Annotated in this window: 13 protein-coding genes; 2 read left to right on the top strand and 11 right to left on the bottom strand. The window is 69.5% G+C overall.

The genetic code is table 11. The features are described from left to right. Positions 1-37: 37 nt before the first annotated feature. A complete protein-coding gene (locus tag ACIRCZ_RS09035; RefSeq protein WP_055898443.1) occupies positions 38-949 on the bottom strand; it encodes an arginase family protein in 912 nt (303 codons plus the stop codon). 128 nt (positions 950-1077) lie between these two features. Continuing rightward, positions 1078-2028, bottom strand: a complete 951-nt coding sequence (locus ACIRCZ_RS09040; RefSeq protein ID WP_055899052.1) for a YafY family protein — start codon at positions 2026-2028, stop codon at positions 1078-1080. 60 nt (positions 2029-2088) lie between these two features. Here ACIRCZ_RS09040 and ACIRCZ_RS09045 point away from each other — a divergent pair, with 60 nt between their 5' ends. Continuing rightward, complete coding sequence (locus ACIRCZ_RS09045; RefSeq protein ID WP_402852055.1) at positions 2089-3258, top strand: epoxide hydrolase family protein; 1170 nt, start codon at positions 2089-2091, stop codon at positions 3256-3258. A gap of 67 nt (positions 3259-3325) precedes the next feature. Here the strand turns inward: ACIRCZ_RS09045 and ACIRCZ_RS09050 are convergent, their stop codons facing one another. The 3 genes from ACIRCZ_RS09050 to ACIRCZ_RS09060 form a co-directional block, all read right to left on the bottom strand. Continuing rightward, positions 3326-6793, bottom strand: coding sequence for an efflux RND transporter permease subunit (locus ACIRCZ_RS09050; RefSeq protein ID WP_402852057.1), 3468 nt, complete (start codon positions 6791-6793; stop codon positions 3326-3328). 135 nt (positions 6794-6928) lie between these two features. Next, a complete protein-coding gene (locus tag ACIRCZ_RS09055) occupies positions 6929-7504 on the bottom strand; it encodes a hypothetical protein (RefSeq protein ID WP_402852060.1) in 576 nt (191 codons plus the stop codon). Positions 7505-7723: 219 nt separating this feature from the next. Then, a complete protein-coding gene (locus ACIRCZ_RS09060; protein ID WP_402852063.1) occupies positions 7724-9208 on the bottom strand; it encodes a PLP-dependent aminotransferase family protein in 1485 nt (494 codons plus the stop codon). 61 nt (positions 9209-9269) lie between these two features. On the opposite strand from ACIRCZ_RS09060, the gene ACIRCZ_RS09065 reads away from it, so the two are divergent. After that, positions 9270-10184, top strand: a complete 915-nt coding sequence (locus ACIRCZ_RS09065; protein ID WP_402852066.1) for a YitT family protein — start codon at positions 9270-9272, stop codon at positions 10182-10184. Positions 10185-10214: 30 nt separating this feature from the next. On the opposite strand, the gene ACIRCZ_RS09070 is transcribed toward ACIRCZ_RS09065, so the two are convergent. The 6 genes from ACIRCZ_RS09070 to ACIRCZ_RS09095 all read right to left on the bottom strand — a co-directional run bounded on the left by ACIRCZ_RS09070 (position 10215) and on the right by ACIRCZ_RS09095 (position 17103). After that, positions 10215-10970, bottom strand: a complete 756-nt coding sequence (locus ACIRCZ_RS09070; RefSeq protein ID WP_402852069.1) for a MerR family transcriptional regulator — start codon at positions 10968-10970, stop codon at positions 10215-10217. 70 nt (positions 10971-11040) lie between these two features. Further along, positions 11041-13173 (bottom strand): APC family permease, encoded by a 2133-nt coding sequence (locus ACIRCZ_RS09075; RefSeq protein WP_402853585.1) that lies wholly within the window; start codon positions 13171-13173, stop codon positions 11041-11043. Positions 13174-13504: 331 nt separating this feature from the next. After that, complete coding sequence (locus ACIRCZ_RS09080; RefSeq protein WP_055898421.1) at positions 13505-14149, bottom strand: PadR family transcriptional regulator; 645 nt, start codon at positions 14147-14149, stop codon at positions 13505-13507. Next, positions 14146-15009: a DUF4097 family beta strand repeat-containing protein gene (locus ACIRCZ_RS09085; protein WP_402852074.1), complete on the bottom strand. Its 864-nt coding sequence runs from the start codon at positions 15007-15009 to the stop codon at positions 14146-14148. The genes ACIRCZ_RS09080 and ACIRCZ_RS09085 overlap by 4 nt, the downstream gene beginning before the upstream one ends. A 341-nt stretch (positions 15010-15350) precedes the next feature. Next, positions 15351-15986, bottom strand: a complete 636-nt coding sequence (locus ACIRCZ_RS09090; RefSeq protein WP_055898415.1) for an antibiotic biosynthesis monooxygenase — start codon at positions 15984-15986, stop codon at positions 15351-15353. 37 nt (positions 15987-16023) lie between these two features. Further along, positions 16024-17103: a LacI family DNA-binding transcriptional regulator gene (locus ACIRCZ_RS09095; RefSeq protein ID WP_402852077.1), complete on the bottom strand. Its 1080-nt coding sequence runs from the start codon at positions 17101-17103 to the stop codon at positions 16024-16026. Positions 17104-17358 lie beyond the last annotated feature (255 nt).

The raw sequence follows: 17358 nt of genomic DNA on the forward strand, positions 1-17358 counted from the left end.
GGGCGTCCGCGTCAGCGGCCCGGGTCAGCGGCCCGCGTCAGCCGCGCCCGGCCAGCCCAGCCGCCACCTCCAGCACCAGCAGCGCCGCGAGCCGCACCGTGCGTCCGTCCGCGACGTCGGCCGTCGCATCCACCTCGGCGATGTCGACGGACCGCACCGCGTCGTCGGCGCCGGCCAGCCGCGCGAAGCGGCGGAGCTCCCACGCGGCCAGTCCGCCAGGCACCGAGGCAGGGCAGCCCGGCGCTACCGACCTGTCACACACATCCACATCCAGGTCGACATGGATCGGGCCGTCTGCCGCACCTGCGCGTTCGAGCGCCTCGGCCATCACGTCGTCGATCGGGCGGTGGTGCAGCGCGTCCCGGTGCACCACCGTGATGCCGTACTCCTCGGCACGCGCCGTGTACGCGGCCGAATTTGCGAAGTCGGCGATCCCGATCTGCACCACCCGGCGTCCGGAGAGCCCCGCCTCCACCAGGCGTCGCACCGGCGACCCGTTCGAGACGCCGTCGCGCAGATCGTGGTGGGCGTCGAGGGTGATCAACCCGGCCGATCCCAGGTCGTCGCCCCACGCGCCGAGCGCTGCGGGAACGGTCAGCGCATTGTCGCCGCCGACCGCCACGGTCACCCGAGAGCGCGCGACCGCATCCGCCATGGCTGCGATGGCCCGCCCCTCGCCCTCCGGCCCGTCCGGCTCGTGCACGTCCCCGGCGTCCGCGAACACCAGCCGCTCCACCTCTTCGCCAGGGACGAACGCCGAGTAGTAGCGCAGCGCCGACCGCACCGCCTCCGGAGTCCGCCCCGCGCCGGTCGCCGACAGCGACGTCCGCCAGGTCGGGATGCCCAGCAGCGCCAGGTCGACGTCGACGTCGACGGGAAGCTCACCGAATGACGGCCAGCTTCCAGCTCGTGGCCACAGCGGATCGACGGACAACGCACGAGTGCTCATACCGCGACGGTAGCAACTGCACCGGATGCGCGGCACACGTCACGGCGTTCGCCGTCTGGGATCGCGGACGGGTCGCGCCTCCTCCCCCGCATTGCGCCTCCACACACTCGTCACCCACACCGCAGACCTCACTCCACCGCACGCGCGTACCGCGCCCCCAGCTCCCGCACCCGCTCCACCAGCGCACGCGGCTCCGTCACCCGGAAGTCCAGCCCCAGCATCCCGATGTACACCGCAATGATCTCCACGCTGTCGCCGCCGGTCACCAGCACGCAGGTGGTGTCGTCGATCGGCTCCACCACGCCGACGGCCGCGTTGATGCGCGACACCACCTCCTCCGCCGAGGCGAAGACCAGGATGCGCGCGTGGATCGCCCAGCCCGTCGACGAGACGGTCCGCAGCACGAAGCTCGAATAGTCCTCGCCGTCGAGAGGGCGCGGGTCGAACGGGCGTCGCGTCGGCATCCGGAGCGTCAGCCAGTCGACGCGGTGCGCCGCCCACTCACCGGAGCGCGCATCCCGAGCCACCAGATACCAGCGCCGCTGCCAGTTGACCAGGCGGTACGGTTCCACGAGCCGCTGCTCGCCGTGCTCGTCGAAACGCAGCCAGTGATGATCGTGGATGGCGGTGGCGATCGCGGACAGCACCTCCGCAGCCACCTCGGGGTCCTCGACATTGCTTCCGGTGTTCTCCGGCGCCTTCGAGACCGTCTCCGACACGGCCGCGACGGTGATCCGCAGCCGATTCGGCAGCACCTGCTCCAGCTTGCGGAGCGCACGGGCCGTGCTCTCCTCGATGCCGCTGATGCCGGTGGCCGCGCGCAGTCCGATGGTCACCGCGACCGCCTCCTCGTCGTCGAGGAGCAGCGGAGGCATCGTGCCGCCGGAACCGAGACGGTAGTGACCGGCAGGGCCGCGCACCGCATCCACCGGGTAGCCGAGTTCGCGGAGCCGCCCCACATCGTTGCGGATCGTGCGCGCGCTCACGTCGAGCCTGCCGGCGAGTTCGGTCGCGGTCCACGCCGGACGCACCTGCAACAGGCTCAGGATGCGCAGCATCCGGGATGCGGTGTCTGCCATGCCGAAGATCATCGCACAAAGCGGAATCAAACGTTCCTATTACGTTCCTACAGTGAAGCCATGACAACCCAGACGAACCCCAGCACCACCGCCGCGGCCACGTCCGCCATCACCCCGTTCTCCGTCTCCGTCTCCGACGCCGACCTCGCGGATCTGCGCGAGCGCCTCGACCGCACCCGGCTGCCCCGCCCGGTGCCGGATGAGGACGACTGGCTGTACGGCGTGCCGAACTCCTATCTGCGCGAGGTGGTCGAGGCGTGGAAGTCGTTCGATTGGCGCGCACAGGAGGAACGGATCAACGCCTTCCCTGGCTTCCTCACCGAGGTCGACGGGCAGCGCATCCACTTCCTGCACGTCCGGTCGGCGGAGGCGGACGCGACGCCGCTGCTCCTGGTGCACAGCTACCCCGGCAGCTTCGTCGACTTCCTCGACCTGATCGGACCGCTCGTCGACCCTGTCGCCCACGGCGGCCGTGCCGAGGACGCGTTCGACGTCGTCGTCCCGTCGCTCCCGGGCTTCGGATTCAGCACGCCGGTGGTCGAGCGCGGCTGGACGATGGCTCGCGTCGCCGGCGCGTTCGACACCCTGATGCACCGGCTCGGCTACGACGAGTACGTCTCGCACGGCAGCGACGGTGGCGCGATGGTCGCCCGCGAGCTCGGGTTGGCTGCTCCGGACGGGTACCTCGGCTCGCACGTTCTGCAGCTGTTCTCGTTCCCGTCCGGCGACCCGGCCGAGTTCGAGAAGCTGGAGCCGAAGGATTACGCGGCGCTCGAGCACATGAAGTGGTTCCAGTCGGTCGGCGGCTACAACGCGATCAACTCCAGCCGCCCGCAGACCGTCGCGGTCGGCATCTCGGATTCGCCGGTCGGGCAGCTCGCCTGGAACGAACTGTTCCAGTCGTTCGGCAACGGGACGAGCCTGGTGACCACGGAGCAGATCCTCACCGAGGCGTCGCTCGAGTGGTTCACGAACACGTCGGCGACGATGGGCCGCTACCACTACGAGGAGGCCCACGCCGGCGCGGAGCCCGCGGTGAACCACTCCCCGATCGGCGTCGCGGTCTTCTCCGACGACTTCAGGTCGATCCGCACGTTCGCGGAGCGGGACAACGACACCATCGTCCACTGGTCGGAGTTCGACGGAGGCGGCCACTACGCCGCGCTCGAGCGCCCCGAGGTCCTGGCCGCCGACATCCGCCAGTTCTCCACAACCCTCCGCACCCGCTGACGCACGAGATGCCAGTAACTGCGCCGCCGCCTGGGCGTGTCGCGACAGTTACTGGCATCTCGCCGTCTTAGCGCTGCTGGCCGCCTGCCGGGGCGGTCCAGACAGGCGGCTCGGCGGCCACGCCGTTGCCGGGTGCGGCAGCAGCCGGTCCGTCGGTCGCTGGGCCGCGACCGTCACCGGGGCCGCTGCCGCCAGAGCCGCCGCCGCTGCCACCCGCGCCGCCGCCAGGGCCGCTGCCACCCGCGCCGCCGTCGCCGCCGGCGTCCGGCCCGCCTGCGGCTGCCCGCTTCGCGGCGCGCTTCGCCGCCCGGCGGTCGCGCGCACCCTCGACGAGGTTGTACAGCGTCGGCAGCACGATCAGGGTCAGCAGGGTGGAGGAGACCAGGCCGCCGATGACCACGATGGCGAGCGGCTGCGAGATGAAGCCGCCGTGACCGGTGAGGCCGATCGCCATCGGCGTGAGCGCCGCGATGGTCGCGAGCGCCGTCATCAGGATCGGGCGCAGACGGCGGGACGCACCGTGCGCGACCGCCTCCGGCACCGACATCCCGCGTCTCCGGTACTGGTTGACGAGGTCGATGAGGACGATGGCGTTCGTCACGACGATGCCGATCAGCATCAGCACACCGATCAGGGACGCGACACCGAGCGGGATGCCGGAGATGATCTGCAGCGCGATGGCGCCCGTGGCCGAGAACGGCACGGAGACCAGAAGCAGCAGCGGCTGCCGCAGCGACCGGAAGGTCGCCACCATCACGATGTAGACGATCAGGATGGCCGCCAGGAGCGCGATGCCGAGCTGCGAGAACGCGTCGGACTGGCTGGACGAGACGCCGCCGATCTTCGCGGTCGCGCCGGAGGGAAGTTTCGCATCCTTGAGGGCCGTGGTCACCGCGGTGTTCGCCGTGCCGAGGTTGTCGGACGCCGGAGTAGCGGTGACCGTCGAGGTGCGCAGTCCGCGCTCCGTGGTGACCGTGGACGGACCGTTGGTCTCCTGGACCGACGCGAGCGTGCTGAGCGCGACGGGCCCGGTGACCGTGGGGATCTGCAGGGCGGACAGCTGGGCGACCGTGGTCGGCGGGTTGTCGCTCTGGATGTAGATGTCGAGCGTCGAGTTGTCGAGCGCGATGGATCCGGCCTGGGTCGGCTGCATCGCCTGGGAGACGATCCCGCCGACCGCGACCTCGCTGAGCCCCGCCGCCGCTGCCTTGGCGCGGTCGACGTTCACTGCGACGTACGGCAGCGACGCGCTGAGGTTGTCGGTGACCTGCTTGACCGCATCCTGCTTCTTGACCTCGGCCACGACCGAGTCGGTGGCCTTCTGCAGGTCTTCGTTGCTCGTGGCCGTGATGTCAATCTCGATGTCGCTCGAGCCGCCGAAGCCGCTCTGCGCCGACACCGTGATCTCGCCCTGATCCTTGATGGCGGCGAGCTCGTCCTCGATGGTGCTCTTGAGGGCGTCCTGGTCCACATCCGGATCGGTGGTGACCGAGAACGTGGTGTTGCCGCCGCCTCCGGTGAACGCGGCCTGCAGCGATGCGCCACTCGACCCGATGGAGACCTGGACGGTCTTGACGCCCTTGGTGTCGATGAGCTTCTGCTCGACGACCTTGGATGCGTCGTCCTTCGCCTGCAGAGAAGCACCAGGGGCAAGGGTCTGCGTGATCGAGAGCGTGTTCTGGCCGGTGGAACCGAGGAAGTTGGTCTTCATCAGCGGGGTCAGGGCCAGGGTGCCGACCAGCACGACGACCGCGATCAGCACGGTGGCGACGGAGTGCCGCAGCGTCCAGTGGATGATCGGCAGGTACCCGCGCTGCAGCCGCGATGGGTGTTCCAGCTCGTCTTCGCCGGCAGCCATCGCCTCCTCGATGGAGAGGTGCGAAGCCTCGGAGGCCTCTGCCCCTCCCTCGTGCTTGCGCGCCTTGGGCGGGCGGAGGAACCAGTACGCCAGCACCGGCACGATCGTCAGGGCGACGAGCAGGGACGAGAGCAGCGCGATGGTCACGGTCAGGGCGAACGGCCGGAACAGCTCGCCCGTCACGTCGCCGACGAACGCGAGCGGGAGGAATACGGCGACGGTGGTGATAGTGGATGCGGTGATCGCGCCTGCGACCTCGCGCACGGCCTTGACGATGGTCGCCGCCCTGTCGACACCGGCCACGAGTTGTCTCTTGATGTTCTCGATGACGACGATGGAGTCGTCCACGACGCGACCGATCGCGATGGTGAGCGCGCCGAGCGTGATGATGTTGAGCGTGTATCCCGTCGCCCACATCACGATGAACGTGATGAGCACGCTGGTCGGGATGGAGATGGCGGTGACCAGGGTCGACCGGATCGACAGCAGGAACACCAGGATGACGATGACCGCCATCAGGAGGCCGAGCAGGCCTTCCTCGGTGAGCGAGTTGATCGACTGGGTGATGAACGGAGCCTGGTCGAACACGACCGTGACCTTCGCTCCGTCGCCGAGCTTGGTCTGGATGCCGTCGATGAGGTCGCTGACGCCGTGCGAGACCTCGACGGTGTTGGCGGACGGCAGCTTGGTGACCGCGATGGTCAGTGCCGGCTTGCCGTCGACGCGGGAGATCGAGGTGGTGGGGTCGTCGGTCTTCTGCACGGTCGCGACGTCGCCGATGGTCGGCGGGGTGGCCGCAGCTGCGGCGGCGGCTGCCGCAGCGCCGGTCGCGTCAGCCGCGCCAGCGCCGGTGGCAGCGCCGGCCCCGGATGCGCCACCCGACGCTCCAGCACCTGCACCTGCACCTGCACCTGCACCAGCACCGGTGGCCGAGGCCGACCGGATGAGCGGAAGCCCCGTGATGTCGTCGAGCGACGTCAGCTTCTTGCCAGACTGCACCGACAGCGTCTTGCCGTCCTCGGTGATCGACCCACCGGGGACGAGCACGCCGTTCTGCTGCAGCGCGTCCTTGATCGACTGCGTGCTCACACCCGCCGCCGCGAGCTTGGCCGTGTCCGGCGTGATGGTGACGCGCTGGCCGACCTCGCCGACGAGCTGGGCGTCGTTGACGCCCGTGACGTTCTTGATGTCGGGGATGACCAGCTTGGTGATGTTGTCCGCGAGTGTGCGGGAGTCCTGGTTGCCGGTGACAGCGAGCTGGATGACAGGGAAGTCGTCGATGCTGCCGGAGAACACCTGCGGGTCGACGGAACTCGGCAGCGTGGACTTGATGCGGTTGATCGCCTGGTCGATCTTCTGCTCCGCCGTGGCGAGATCCGTGCCGTACGTGAACTTGGCGGTGATGATCGACTGGTTGGTGCTGCTCACCGCCGACGTGCTCTCGAGGTCGGGCACGCCCTGGATGGCGTTCTCGACCGGCGTGCTCACGTCGTTGTTGACCACCTCCGGCGATGCGCCAGGGTAGCTCGTGATGACCGCGAGCTGCGGGAACGAGATGGTGGGCGCGAGCTCCTGCTTGAGGTTCGTCAGCGCCAGACCGCCGAACACCGCGGCCACGATCGTGACGAGCGCGATGAGCGCGCGGTTCTTCATACTCAGGACGGCGAGAAAGTGCACAGGCTTTTCCCTTGGCAGAAAGTGGATGCGAGACATACGGCACCAACGCCGCCCGCAAAGTATGACATTGCAGCCTGTGCAAATTCCTCATGCCCTGGTACGACTTCAGGGTGGAGACGTACTCCCACGGAAGGCTCAGGCCGGTGGATGCGCCTGGTCACGACGGCTCCCACCCTCGGGACGCGAGCGTACGGAACAACAGCCCGACCAGGCGTTTCTCGGCCCGGAGATGCTCGGCGCCGATCCTGAGCACAAGTTCGCCCTCTCGCTGCAGCGCCGTCGTGCGGGTGAGGTCTGTGCGCCGAGCACCACCAGCTGCCGGATGCTCGAGCTCGCGGCCAGGTCGGCCCACGTGCGCGCCGCCGAGGTGACGGGAAGGCCGTTGGCGAAGCGGACCTCGCGCGCCCGGATGGGCCGCACGTGCGATCGCACCCCGGCGATGCGCGGAGGGCGCGCCGGGGACGGGACGGTCAGGTGGAACTCGGGCTGCGCATCCGTGGCGGGCGGCGGCTCGCCGGGCAGGCGGCGCAGGTCTGGCAACCCGAGGAGTCGCGCGGCCGTGGTGTGGGAGAGGACCGCATCCGGTTCGCGAGCGCACAGGGCGGCGCAGCGCGCCACGAAGTCCGCGGCGAGCGCGGTCGGGATGCGCGCGCCGCGGAACGGGGCGACGAGCTCGCTGCGCGACAGCCGCGCTGGCTCGACGCCGAGCACGCGCGCCTCCCTCAGCGAGAAGGGGCGGTGTCGCAACCGGGGATGGATCATGGCACCCACCATGCACGATTCCGCCGCAGAGCGTCGAAATCCATCCACAGGCCGCCCCGTCGAAGCACGAGATGCCAGTATCTGCGCCGCATCCCGGGCATGTCGCAACAGTTACTGGCATCTCGCGCGCGCGAACGTGGCGCGGCAGCGGCGCGAAACGCGGGGCGGCTAGACCACGTTGGGGAGGGGGGCCGCGTCCGGGTACGCGGCCGGCTCGCGCAGCGCGCCCGGCCACGCGCGTGACAGCGCAGCGAACGCCAGCGCCGTCTCCTCCTCCGAGTACGTGATCGGGATGCGCAGGAAGCGCTCGAACGCGCCGTCCAGCCCGAAACGAGGGCCGGCGGCGATCAGCAGCCCCTGGCTGCGAGCGCCCAGCGTGAGCGCAGAACTGACAGGCGCGCCGATCCCGACCCAGGCGGCGAGGCCGCCGTGCATCCGGGGCACGCTCCATTCCGGGAACGTCTCCGCCGCCATCCGCAGCACCCGCTCGCGCCCGGCCGCCAGCTGCGCGCGCCGGTCTTCGAGGATCTCGTCCATCTGCGGCAGCATCCGCGCCACCACGAGCTGTTCGAGCAGCGGCGTGCCGAGGTCGGTGGCCGGCTTCGCCGCCGTCAGCTTCTGGATCAACGACCGCTCCGCCCTGATCCAGCCGATCCGCAGACCGCCCCACAGGCTCTTGCTCGCCGATCCGATCAGCAGCATTGGCGCATCCCCTGCCCCCCGGGAGCCGTAGACCGGCAGCGGCAGGTGCTCGCCGAGCCTGTCGATGTCGAGATCGGCCGTCGTCTCGTCTCCGACCACGATCGTGCCCTGCGCGGCCGTCGCCGCCAGGACGCGCTCGCGCGTCGACGGGGACATGGACGCGCCCGTCGGGTTCTGGAAGTCGGGGATCAGGTAGGCCAGGGCCGGGTTCGCGCGCCGCAGCGTCTGCTCGAGCGCGTCGATGTCCCAGCCGTCGTCCTCCTCGCCGACGGGATGCGGTGCGTCCGCACCCGGCACGGTGACCGTGACGGGCACCAGCCTCGCGCCGGCGAGCCGCAGCGACTCGGTGGCGTGCGGGTAGGTGGGCATTTCGATCATCGCGCGGTCGCCGCGCCCGAGGAACGTGCGGGCGATGAGCGCGATGGCCTGTTGCGCGCCCACTGTGACGAGCACCTGGTCGGGGTCGGTGGGGAGGCCGCGACGGCGGTAGCGCTCCGCGATGGCCTCGCGCAGATGCGGCAGGCCGACGGCGTCGTAGCCGGAGTGCGGGAGGAAGTGCGGCAGCTCCTCCGCTGCGGCGCGGGCAGCGGCAGGGAGGGAGGCGGCCGCGGGCAGCGCGGCCTTGGTGAAGTCGAGCATCCCGTCGCCGCCGGGGATCGGAGCCGTGACGAGCACGGGACCGGGGAGGCGGGCGACGCTGCCCGACCCGCGAACACTGTCGAGGAATCCGGCGTCGCGCAGACCCCGGTACGCAGCGGTCACGGTGGTGCGGCTGAGTTCGAGCCGTGCCGCCAGGTCGCGTTCGGCGGGCAGGCGCGTGTCGATCGGGATGCGGCCGTCGAGCACCAACAACCGGATGCGGTCGGCGAGCGCTTGGTAGTGGGCGCCCCCTCCTCGCCACTCTCCGAGGAGCGATTCGAGCGAGCGGGCGGTGAGTTGCGCATCCGGCATAAGGCCACCTTAAGCGAATTGGACTCTTGATAAAAGGCCAATCAGGAAATTGGATAGGAGAGTGACCAGCCGCCTCCTCCTCACCAGACGCCTTGCGCAACTCCTCCTCGGGCTGTTCCTCTACGGAATCGCCATTGCGATGATGGTGCGTGCCGGCATCGGAGTGTCGCCGTGGGACGTGCTGGCGCAGGGCGTGTCGCTCAAGACCGGCCTGCTGTTCGGACTGGTCACCAACCTCGTCGGCGTCGCTGTGCTGCTGTTCTGGATCCCGCTGCGTCAGCGCCCGGGGCTCGGCACGGTGCTGAACGTGCTGCTCGTCGGGCCGAGCGCCCAGGTGGGGCTCACGATCATCCCGCAGCAGACGGAGCTGTGGGCGCAGGTGCTGCTGTTCGTCGGCGGCTTGCTGCTGCTGGCCGTCGCGACCGGCCTCTACATCGGCCCGAAGCTCGGCCCTGGCCCCCGCGACGGCCTGATGACGGGACTGCACGCCCGCACCGGCTGGCCGATCTGGGCGGTGCGCACGGGCATCGAGGTGACCGTGCTGGTGATCGGCTGGTTCCTCGGCGGCAACGTCGGCATCGGGACGCTCGCGTTCGCGCTGCTCGTCGGCCCGCTCTGCAGCATCACCCTCCCCTTCTTCGCGATCCGCCTGCCGAAGGACGCTGCAACGACTGCGGCGGCGCTGGAAAGCGAGCTCGAAGGCACGGCCGAGCAATCGGCCGGCCTCGAGGAGCAGGATGCCGCCACGTTCGACGTGCGTGACGGCATCCTGCTCGAAACCGACGCGGCCACCCGGATGCGCGACCACCGCGCATCCGACAGCAACCTCATCGGCGCGGTGCAGCCCGACCGAGAGCCCAGCCCGCGGTCGCCGCGCGGGATTCGCCCGGCGCAGGCCGTCGCGGCCTATTGGCTCGACGACCGACTGACCCGGGTCGCGAGGGCACGGGCACGCAGGCGCCCGCGCCGCGCCTGAGCCGCACCGCCCACCGTGACCGCACCGATCTCACATCCGCGCGGCGAACACCCGCAGCGCGTCGCGGACGAACACCGCGCCCGTCTCTCCTCCGTAGTTCGCTGCGAACCGCGGGTCGGCGACGTACATGTCGCCGAGGCCGGTCAGGTAGGCGGCCGTCGGGCCGTTCGCGTCGCTGCCAGGGGTTCCAGGGATCGCGCCGAGCCAGTCGTAGTGCCGCTGGGCGAGCGCCTGCGCCTCCGCGCTCTCCGGGTCGACGCCGCGGGCCGCCGCGGCCGTCCAGTCGGCCGCGAGCCGCTTCTGCAGCCGCTGCCACTCCGCGCGCTCGGCAGGCGTCTTGCTGCGCCACCACGCGTCCGACCGCGCGTACGCCTCCTTGCCCCAGCGCTCCTCCACCTCGTCCTTGTACTGCGTGTGGTCGAAACCGTCGAGCATGTCTTCCGCCATGATCTCTTCTCCCTCTCTCATCGCCTGGATGGTCGACTCGACCGACGCGATCTGTCGCGCCAGCCGTTCCCGCTCGTCGCGCAGCCACGTGAGGTGGCCCTGGAGGGCGGGGACCGCATCCACCTGGCTCGTGAGGACGTCGGCGATGGCCGGGAGGCCAAGACCGAGGTCGCGGAGCAGCAGGATGCGCTGCAACCGCACGAGGGAGTCCCTGTCGTAGTACCGGTAGCCGTTGCCGCCGATCCTGCTGGGCGGGAGGAGGCCGATGTCGTCGTAGTGACGCAGCGTCCTGCTGGTCGTTCCGGCCAGCCGTGCGATGTCTTGGATGGACCAGTCCACCGTCGTCTCCTCTCTCGTGGGATGCGAAATCCACGGTAGAGGTTGACGTTACGTCAAGGTCAAGCGGCGATCAACGCTTGGCGCGTGCGGGGACCTTCTTGGTCTCGGACGCCGGTGTGGCGGCGGGCGGAGCCTGCTCGGCCGACCCGGGGCCCTTCGCCGCGGGCGGCTGGCCGGCAGAAGCCGGTGTCCCGTGCGCGCGGGTGTGCCCGTGCTGCTTGGAGGCCGGTTCGAGCGGCCTGCGCGCGACGGGGCGCATCGGCTCTCCACGGCGGTCCTGACCGGGGAGCGGGCGGGAGCGGCGGCCGTAGATGAGCGACGACGAGTCGAGCAGCCACGGCACGAGCGCGACGGTCACGCCGTGACACAGCAGCAACTGCTGGCGGATGCGCCTGGCCCTGTGGTTGTGCAGCAACGACTCCCACCAGTGGCCGACGATGTACTGCGGCAGATACACGGTGACGACCTCGGAGCCGTGCTCCTCGCGCCGGTGCTTCAGGTACTTGATCAGCGGGTGGCCGAACTCGCGGTACGGCGACTCGATGATGGTCAGCGGCACGTGGATGTTCTGCTGGATCCACTGCTGCTGCAGCTTCTCCGTCGACTCCTCGTCGACCGCGACGTGCACGGCTTCGATCGAGTCGTGGCGCGCGGCGATGGCGTAGTCGAGGGCCTTGAGCGCCGGCTTCTGCATCTTGCCGACGAGCACGATGGCGTGGTCGCCCCTGCTGCCGAACGTGGTGACGGGGTCGACCTCGATCTCCTTCTCCACATCCCGGTAGTAGCGGTTCACGCCGAGCATGAGCAGCCACAGGATGGGCATGAAGATGAACACGAGGTACGCGCCGTGGGTGAACTTCGTGATCGTGACCACGATGAGCACGACGGCGGTGAGGAACGCGCCGAACGCGTTGATGCAGAGGCTGCGGACGATGCTGGACCGCTCACTCGGCGCGACCGTACCGGACCGCAGCAGCGTGATCCAGTGCTTGACCATCCCGGACTGCCCGAGGGTGAACGAGACGAACACGCCGATGATGTACAGCTGGATGAGCTGGGTGAGGTTGGCCTGATAGACGAGCAGCAGGGCGGTGGCGGCCAGCGCCAGCAGGATCATGCCGTTCGAGTACACGAGGCGGTCGCCGCGGGTGTTCAGCGACTTGGGGGCGTACGAATCGCGGGCGAGCACGGAGCCGAGCAGCGGGAAGCCGTTGAACGCGGTGTTCGCCGCGAGCAGCAGGACCACAGCCGTCGCCGCCTGCACGATGAAGAACAGGATGGTGTTGTTGCCGAACGTCGCCGCAGCGATCTGCGCGATGAGACTGCGCTGCGGCTCGGTGGCGCACTGGGCCCAGCCCTGCAGGTCGCAGGGGTTCTCGGCGTAATGCACTCCACTGATCAGCGCGACCGTGGTCAGCCCGGCGAACAGGACGATCGCGATGCCGCCCATCAGCGCGAGGGTCTTGCGGGCGTTCTTGATCTTGGGGGTGCGGAAGGCGGGGACACCATTGGCCACGGCTTCCACACCGGTCAGGGCGGAGCATCCACTGGAGAAGGCGCGCAGCAGCAGGAGCACCATCGCCGCCTGCGTGAGGCTGCTGGCGTGCACCTGGAAGTTGGCCGACTCGGCGATGGGGGCGTCCCCGAACGCCGTGCGGACCAGTGCGGTCACGATCATCACGAAGATGCTGCCGATGAAGAGGTACGTCGGGATGGCGAACGCTTTGCTCGACTCCCGCACACCGCGCAGGTTCACGGCGGCGATGATGACGACGAAGAGCACCGCGAGCTCGACCCGCCAGTTCGACAGGAACGGCAGGGCGGAGATGATGTTGTCGACACCGGATGCGACGGACACGGCCACGGTGAGCACGTAGTCGACCAGCAGCGCGGACGCGACGACGAGCCCGGCCTTCTCACCGAGGTTCTTGTGCGCGACCTCGTAGTCTCCGCCGCCGGACGGGTACGCCTTGACGAGCTGACGGTAGCTGAGGACAACGGTGATGAGGAGGACCACGACGGCCGCTGCGACCCACGGAGCGAAGCTCAGGAACGCAAGCCCGCCGATGAGCAGGATCATCAGGAGTTCCTGCGGGGCGTACGCGACACTCGACAGTGCGTCGGAGGCGAAGATGGGTAGGGCGAGGTGCTTCGGGAGTAGCTGTCCTTCGAGCTTTTCGCTCGGAAGCGGGTCGCCGATCAACCACCGCTTCGGGGATCTCCCCTCATTTGTCACGAGGGTCGAGAATACTCGCTGCGAAACCACTGTCAAGTCGGCGCGTCGCGGCCCGCGGAGTATGCGGATCTGCAAAGGATGGACCTTGTCTTCACGGCGTCCCGAAACGCGTTCAAAACTCGCGGAAACACGCCGGAAATACGGAAAGCGCGCCCGCACCTGAGTGTCGGACGCGCTTTCGCTGTGTGTGGCTGTGCCTGGTGCGCCGGCGGCGTGTCGTCGAATGCTCTCAGCCGCTGCCCAGCCGCGGCGCGCATCCCCCGGTTTCTCGCGCCTGCCGCCTCCGGGGTGCGCGCGCTCAGCGGCGCGAGAACGCCTCCAGGACGGATGCACGCACCCTGGCGAGCTCGGATTTGAGCTGCGGGACGACCCCATCCGGCAGCACCCCGCGCGCCGCCTGCGACCGGAAGTCTGTGCGGAGCTGCTGACGGAAGTCGTTCAGCACCGCCTCGGCTTCGCGCGCGGCCGCGTTGGCAGCCTGCCGCGCATCCCGGCCGGCGTCGCGCGCATCCCTGGCTCCGTCCCGGATGTCCCGCACGTCGACGCGAGGACCGCGGCTGGCCTCGCGCGCGGCAGAGGCCAGGTCGGCGCGCAGCGAACGCATGGCGTCGTTGACCCCGGCCCTGACCTCGTCGGCGAGACGGCGCACGGAGTCGGTGACCTCGTCCTCGATGGCGTCTAGCTCGTGCTCCCGCTCCGCCAGTTCGGCTCGTCCGGCGTCGGTGATCGCGTAGACGGTCTTCCTGCCGTCGACCGCCTTGGTCACCAGGCCCTCCTCCTCGAGCTTCGCGAGCCGAGGATAGATGGTGCCGGCGCTCGGGCTGTACGTGCCGCCGAACCGGTCGCTGAGCGCCTGGATCAGCTCGTAGCCGTGCTTGGGCGACTCGGCCAGGAGGCTCAGCAGGTAGAGGCGCAGACTCCCGTGCGCGAAGACGGGGCTCACGCCGACGCCCCGTCCTGGCCGGCGGGAGCGGAGGTCGCGCCGGACGGCGCACTGGACGGCGCGCTGCGGAGGACGTAGACATTGCCGGACACCGAGTTGGCGTTGACGTCGACCCAGGTGCCGTCGAGCGAGCCTTCCGTTCCCTGGTATGTCTTGCCTGGCATACCGTGGATGATGGTGTTGTCGAGCTGGACCTTGCCGGAGACGGTGTTCACCCGGTAGCGGGCGCCGAGGGCCTCCGGGATGCGGATGGTCAGGTCGCCGGAGACCGAGTTGCTTGCGATCGCGTCCGGCGTGCCGACGATGTCGAGCATCGTGTTGCCGGAGACGCTGTCGACCGTGAACTTGGGGATGGATCCGGATGCGGTCACATCCCCGGACACGGTGTGCGCGAAGATGCGGCCGGTGTGGCCGCGGGCGGAGAGCTCGCCGCTGACGCTGTTGAGCTCGATGTCTCCGGTGAGCCCGTCGACCACGAGGTCGCCGGAGACCGTGCTGAGCTTGGCGTCGGTGTGGAGGCCGGCGACGAGCGCTGTCGCGGAGATGACGCCGAGCTTCAGGGCGACGTCGCGGGGGACGAGGACGCTGACCTCGGCCTTGGCGTTGGACCGCATCGACTTGAAGACCTCGATGAAGTTGTCCCAGCGAAGCTGCGGGTGGTCGATCTCGAGGCGGTCGCCGTCGAGCGTGATCTTGAGGTCGCGGCCGGAGACCGAGTGGACCTCGACCCGCGCTCCCTGCTCGTCGTGCCCGATGATGTCGACCTGTCCTGCGATGAATCCGGCTTTGAGCGTCCGGACGAGCTCGATGTCGATGGTCTTGCTCTCGCCCGGCTGGATCAGCCACTTGTCCTGCGTCATGGTGCGTGCTCCTGTGTTCGTTCCGGGCTGTGGATGCGGCCCGTGTTCTCTGGTGCCGCGCGGTGGCGGACCCTCGGTGATCGCGATATATCGCGTTGTTGACAAGGTCACGATATATCGCGTTTGCGAGAGATGCAAGAGGCAGGGGCAAAAGACCTGCGGATTCAGGGTCGGGTCAGGGGAAACCCTGGGCGCTGGGACGGTCGCGCCGGGGCGCGTCCCGTCTCCGTCCCACAGGAGAACCGAGGCGCCGCGCCGACGTGCACTCCGTCCGGACGGAGAACGCGGATGGAAGCGTGCGCGAACTCCGTTCGGGCGCAGGTGGCGCGCGGCGGCGCGCGTCAGCGACGGCGCGGGCGCTGCAGCCAGGGGTGCAGGAGACGCGTGACGAAGGGGAGCAGTAAGTACGTCATCGTCGGCGTCAGGCAGAGCGTGGTGATCAGCACTGTGGCCGGGATCCAGAGCTGGTGCCAGAAGGGGATGAACGTGGTGACCAGGAACGTGAACAGCAGGGACAGCGGGAAGAAGCCGAGCCAGATCGTCACCGCCTGCTTCCAGCGCGGCGGCGCGACCGGGATGGGGCGGGCGCCCACATCGAGCGGGTCGGGCTCGCCCGCGACGGCGTCCTGCGGCTGATCGAACCAGCCCTCGATGCCCGTTCGCCGCTCGACCCTGGCGAGCTCGACCAGTTCGCGGCCGTCGAACAGCCAGGCTGCTCGGTCCTCCGAGCCCTCCCAGACGTCGAGGGCGGCGGCGTCCGCGAAGCGGTAGAGCATGTGCCACTCGTCGGAGTCGTGACCAGCGCGCACCCACCCGGAGCCGAGGAAGCCCTCATAGGTGTTGGCGATGTTGACGCCGGACTGCACCCAGCGGGTCACGTCCGGCAGTCGGGTGCTGTCGACGCGGCGGGTGATCGAGACGGTGACGGGAAGGCGACGCGCTTGTGGCGCATCCAGCAGAGACTCTTGTGGAGGCATACCTCCAGTGTCGCCGACAGAGCGTTACAAACGCATTTCAGGATGCTGCGACGTCGCCGCGCGCCCTGTCCCGCGCCGCCGCGATCACGGTCGGCCCGTCGCGCACCACCAGGCGCGGGGCGACCAGCCTGTGCATCGGGTCCGCCGTCGCCGACCCGGGATGCACGCGGCCGCCGTGCGTGCCCGTCAGCAGATCGAGCACGCCGGCCGCCACCTCGTCGAGCGGCTGCTCGACGCTCGAGAAGCCGAGGGACGCCGCGACCGGGGTGTTGTCGTAACCGACCACCTGGATGCGGCCGGCCGTCGCCATCAGCGCGCCGAGGGCGAGCGAGTCGCTGGCGCAGACCACCGCATCCACGGTGCCCGCTGAGCGTTCGAGGCGGCGCATCGCGTCCGCGCCGAAGGTGACGCCGTCTTCCGCGTCGGCTTCGAGGGAGGCGATCTCGTCGTCGGAGAGGCCACTGCCGTCCCGCATCGCCTCCAGCCAGCCGCGGCGGCGATCGTCTCCCGTGCCTGAGCCGCTCGGCCAGCCGACGTATCCGATGCGACGCGCGCCGGTGCCGAGCAGGTAGCGGGTGGCGTCGCGGAGGCCGGACGAGCCGTCGACGTCGACCCAGAGGTGCTGCGGGTCCGTCATGTCGTCGATGCCCCACGGCCGCCCGAATGTGACGAACGACTGGCCGTGCTCGATCAGCCACTCGGTGCGCGGGTCACCGTGGAAGGTGGAGGTGAGCACGAACGCATCCACGTCCGCCCCTTCGCTGAGACGGCGGAACTGCTCGATTTCGTCCTCGGGTCCGGACGCCGTGAAGAGGAGGACGCGCAGGTTCATCCGGTCGGCCTGCTCGGTGAGGGCGTGAAGGAAGCGATCCAAAATGCTGCCGGAGATGCCGTCCGTGGTGATCGGGTCGAGGCGGATGCCGATGGTGGAGCTCTTCTGGGTGCGCAGCCGCCTGGCGGAGGCGTGCGGGCGGTAGCCCAGTTCGGTGATCGCCGCCTGGACGCGCTCCCTGGTCTCCGGGCGCACGAGCTGCGGGGAGTTGAGGACGTTGGAGACGGTCTGGCGGGAGACGCCGGCGATGTCTGCGACATCGCTGACCGTGGGCTGTGCACCCATGTCTCTCCTCTCCGTCGACTGGATAAGACCCTAGCGCGGGGTCCGCTTGACACGTCGCGGGGCCCATGGTTATCTTGGCAGCACCCCGATTTGATCGTTCAAAACATAACTTAGCAGCACAAAATTTGATCGATCAAACCCGCCGTACCGACCAGAGGAGGTCCGATGCCAGCGCCGATCGCGCCGCGTCCCTCCCGTCCGCACGCACCCGCACCGCGCATGACTCGTGCCCAACCGACGGTGCAGCACCCGCGC

It is taken from the genome of Leifsonia sp. NPDC102414, assembly GCF_044765685.1.
In the GTDB taxonomy this organism is placed as follows: Bacteria; Actinomycetota; Actinomycetes; order Actinomycetales; family Microbacteriaceae; genus Leifsonia.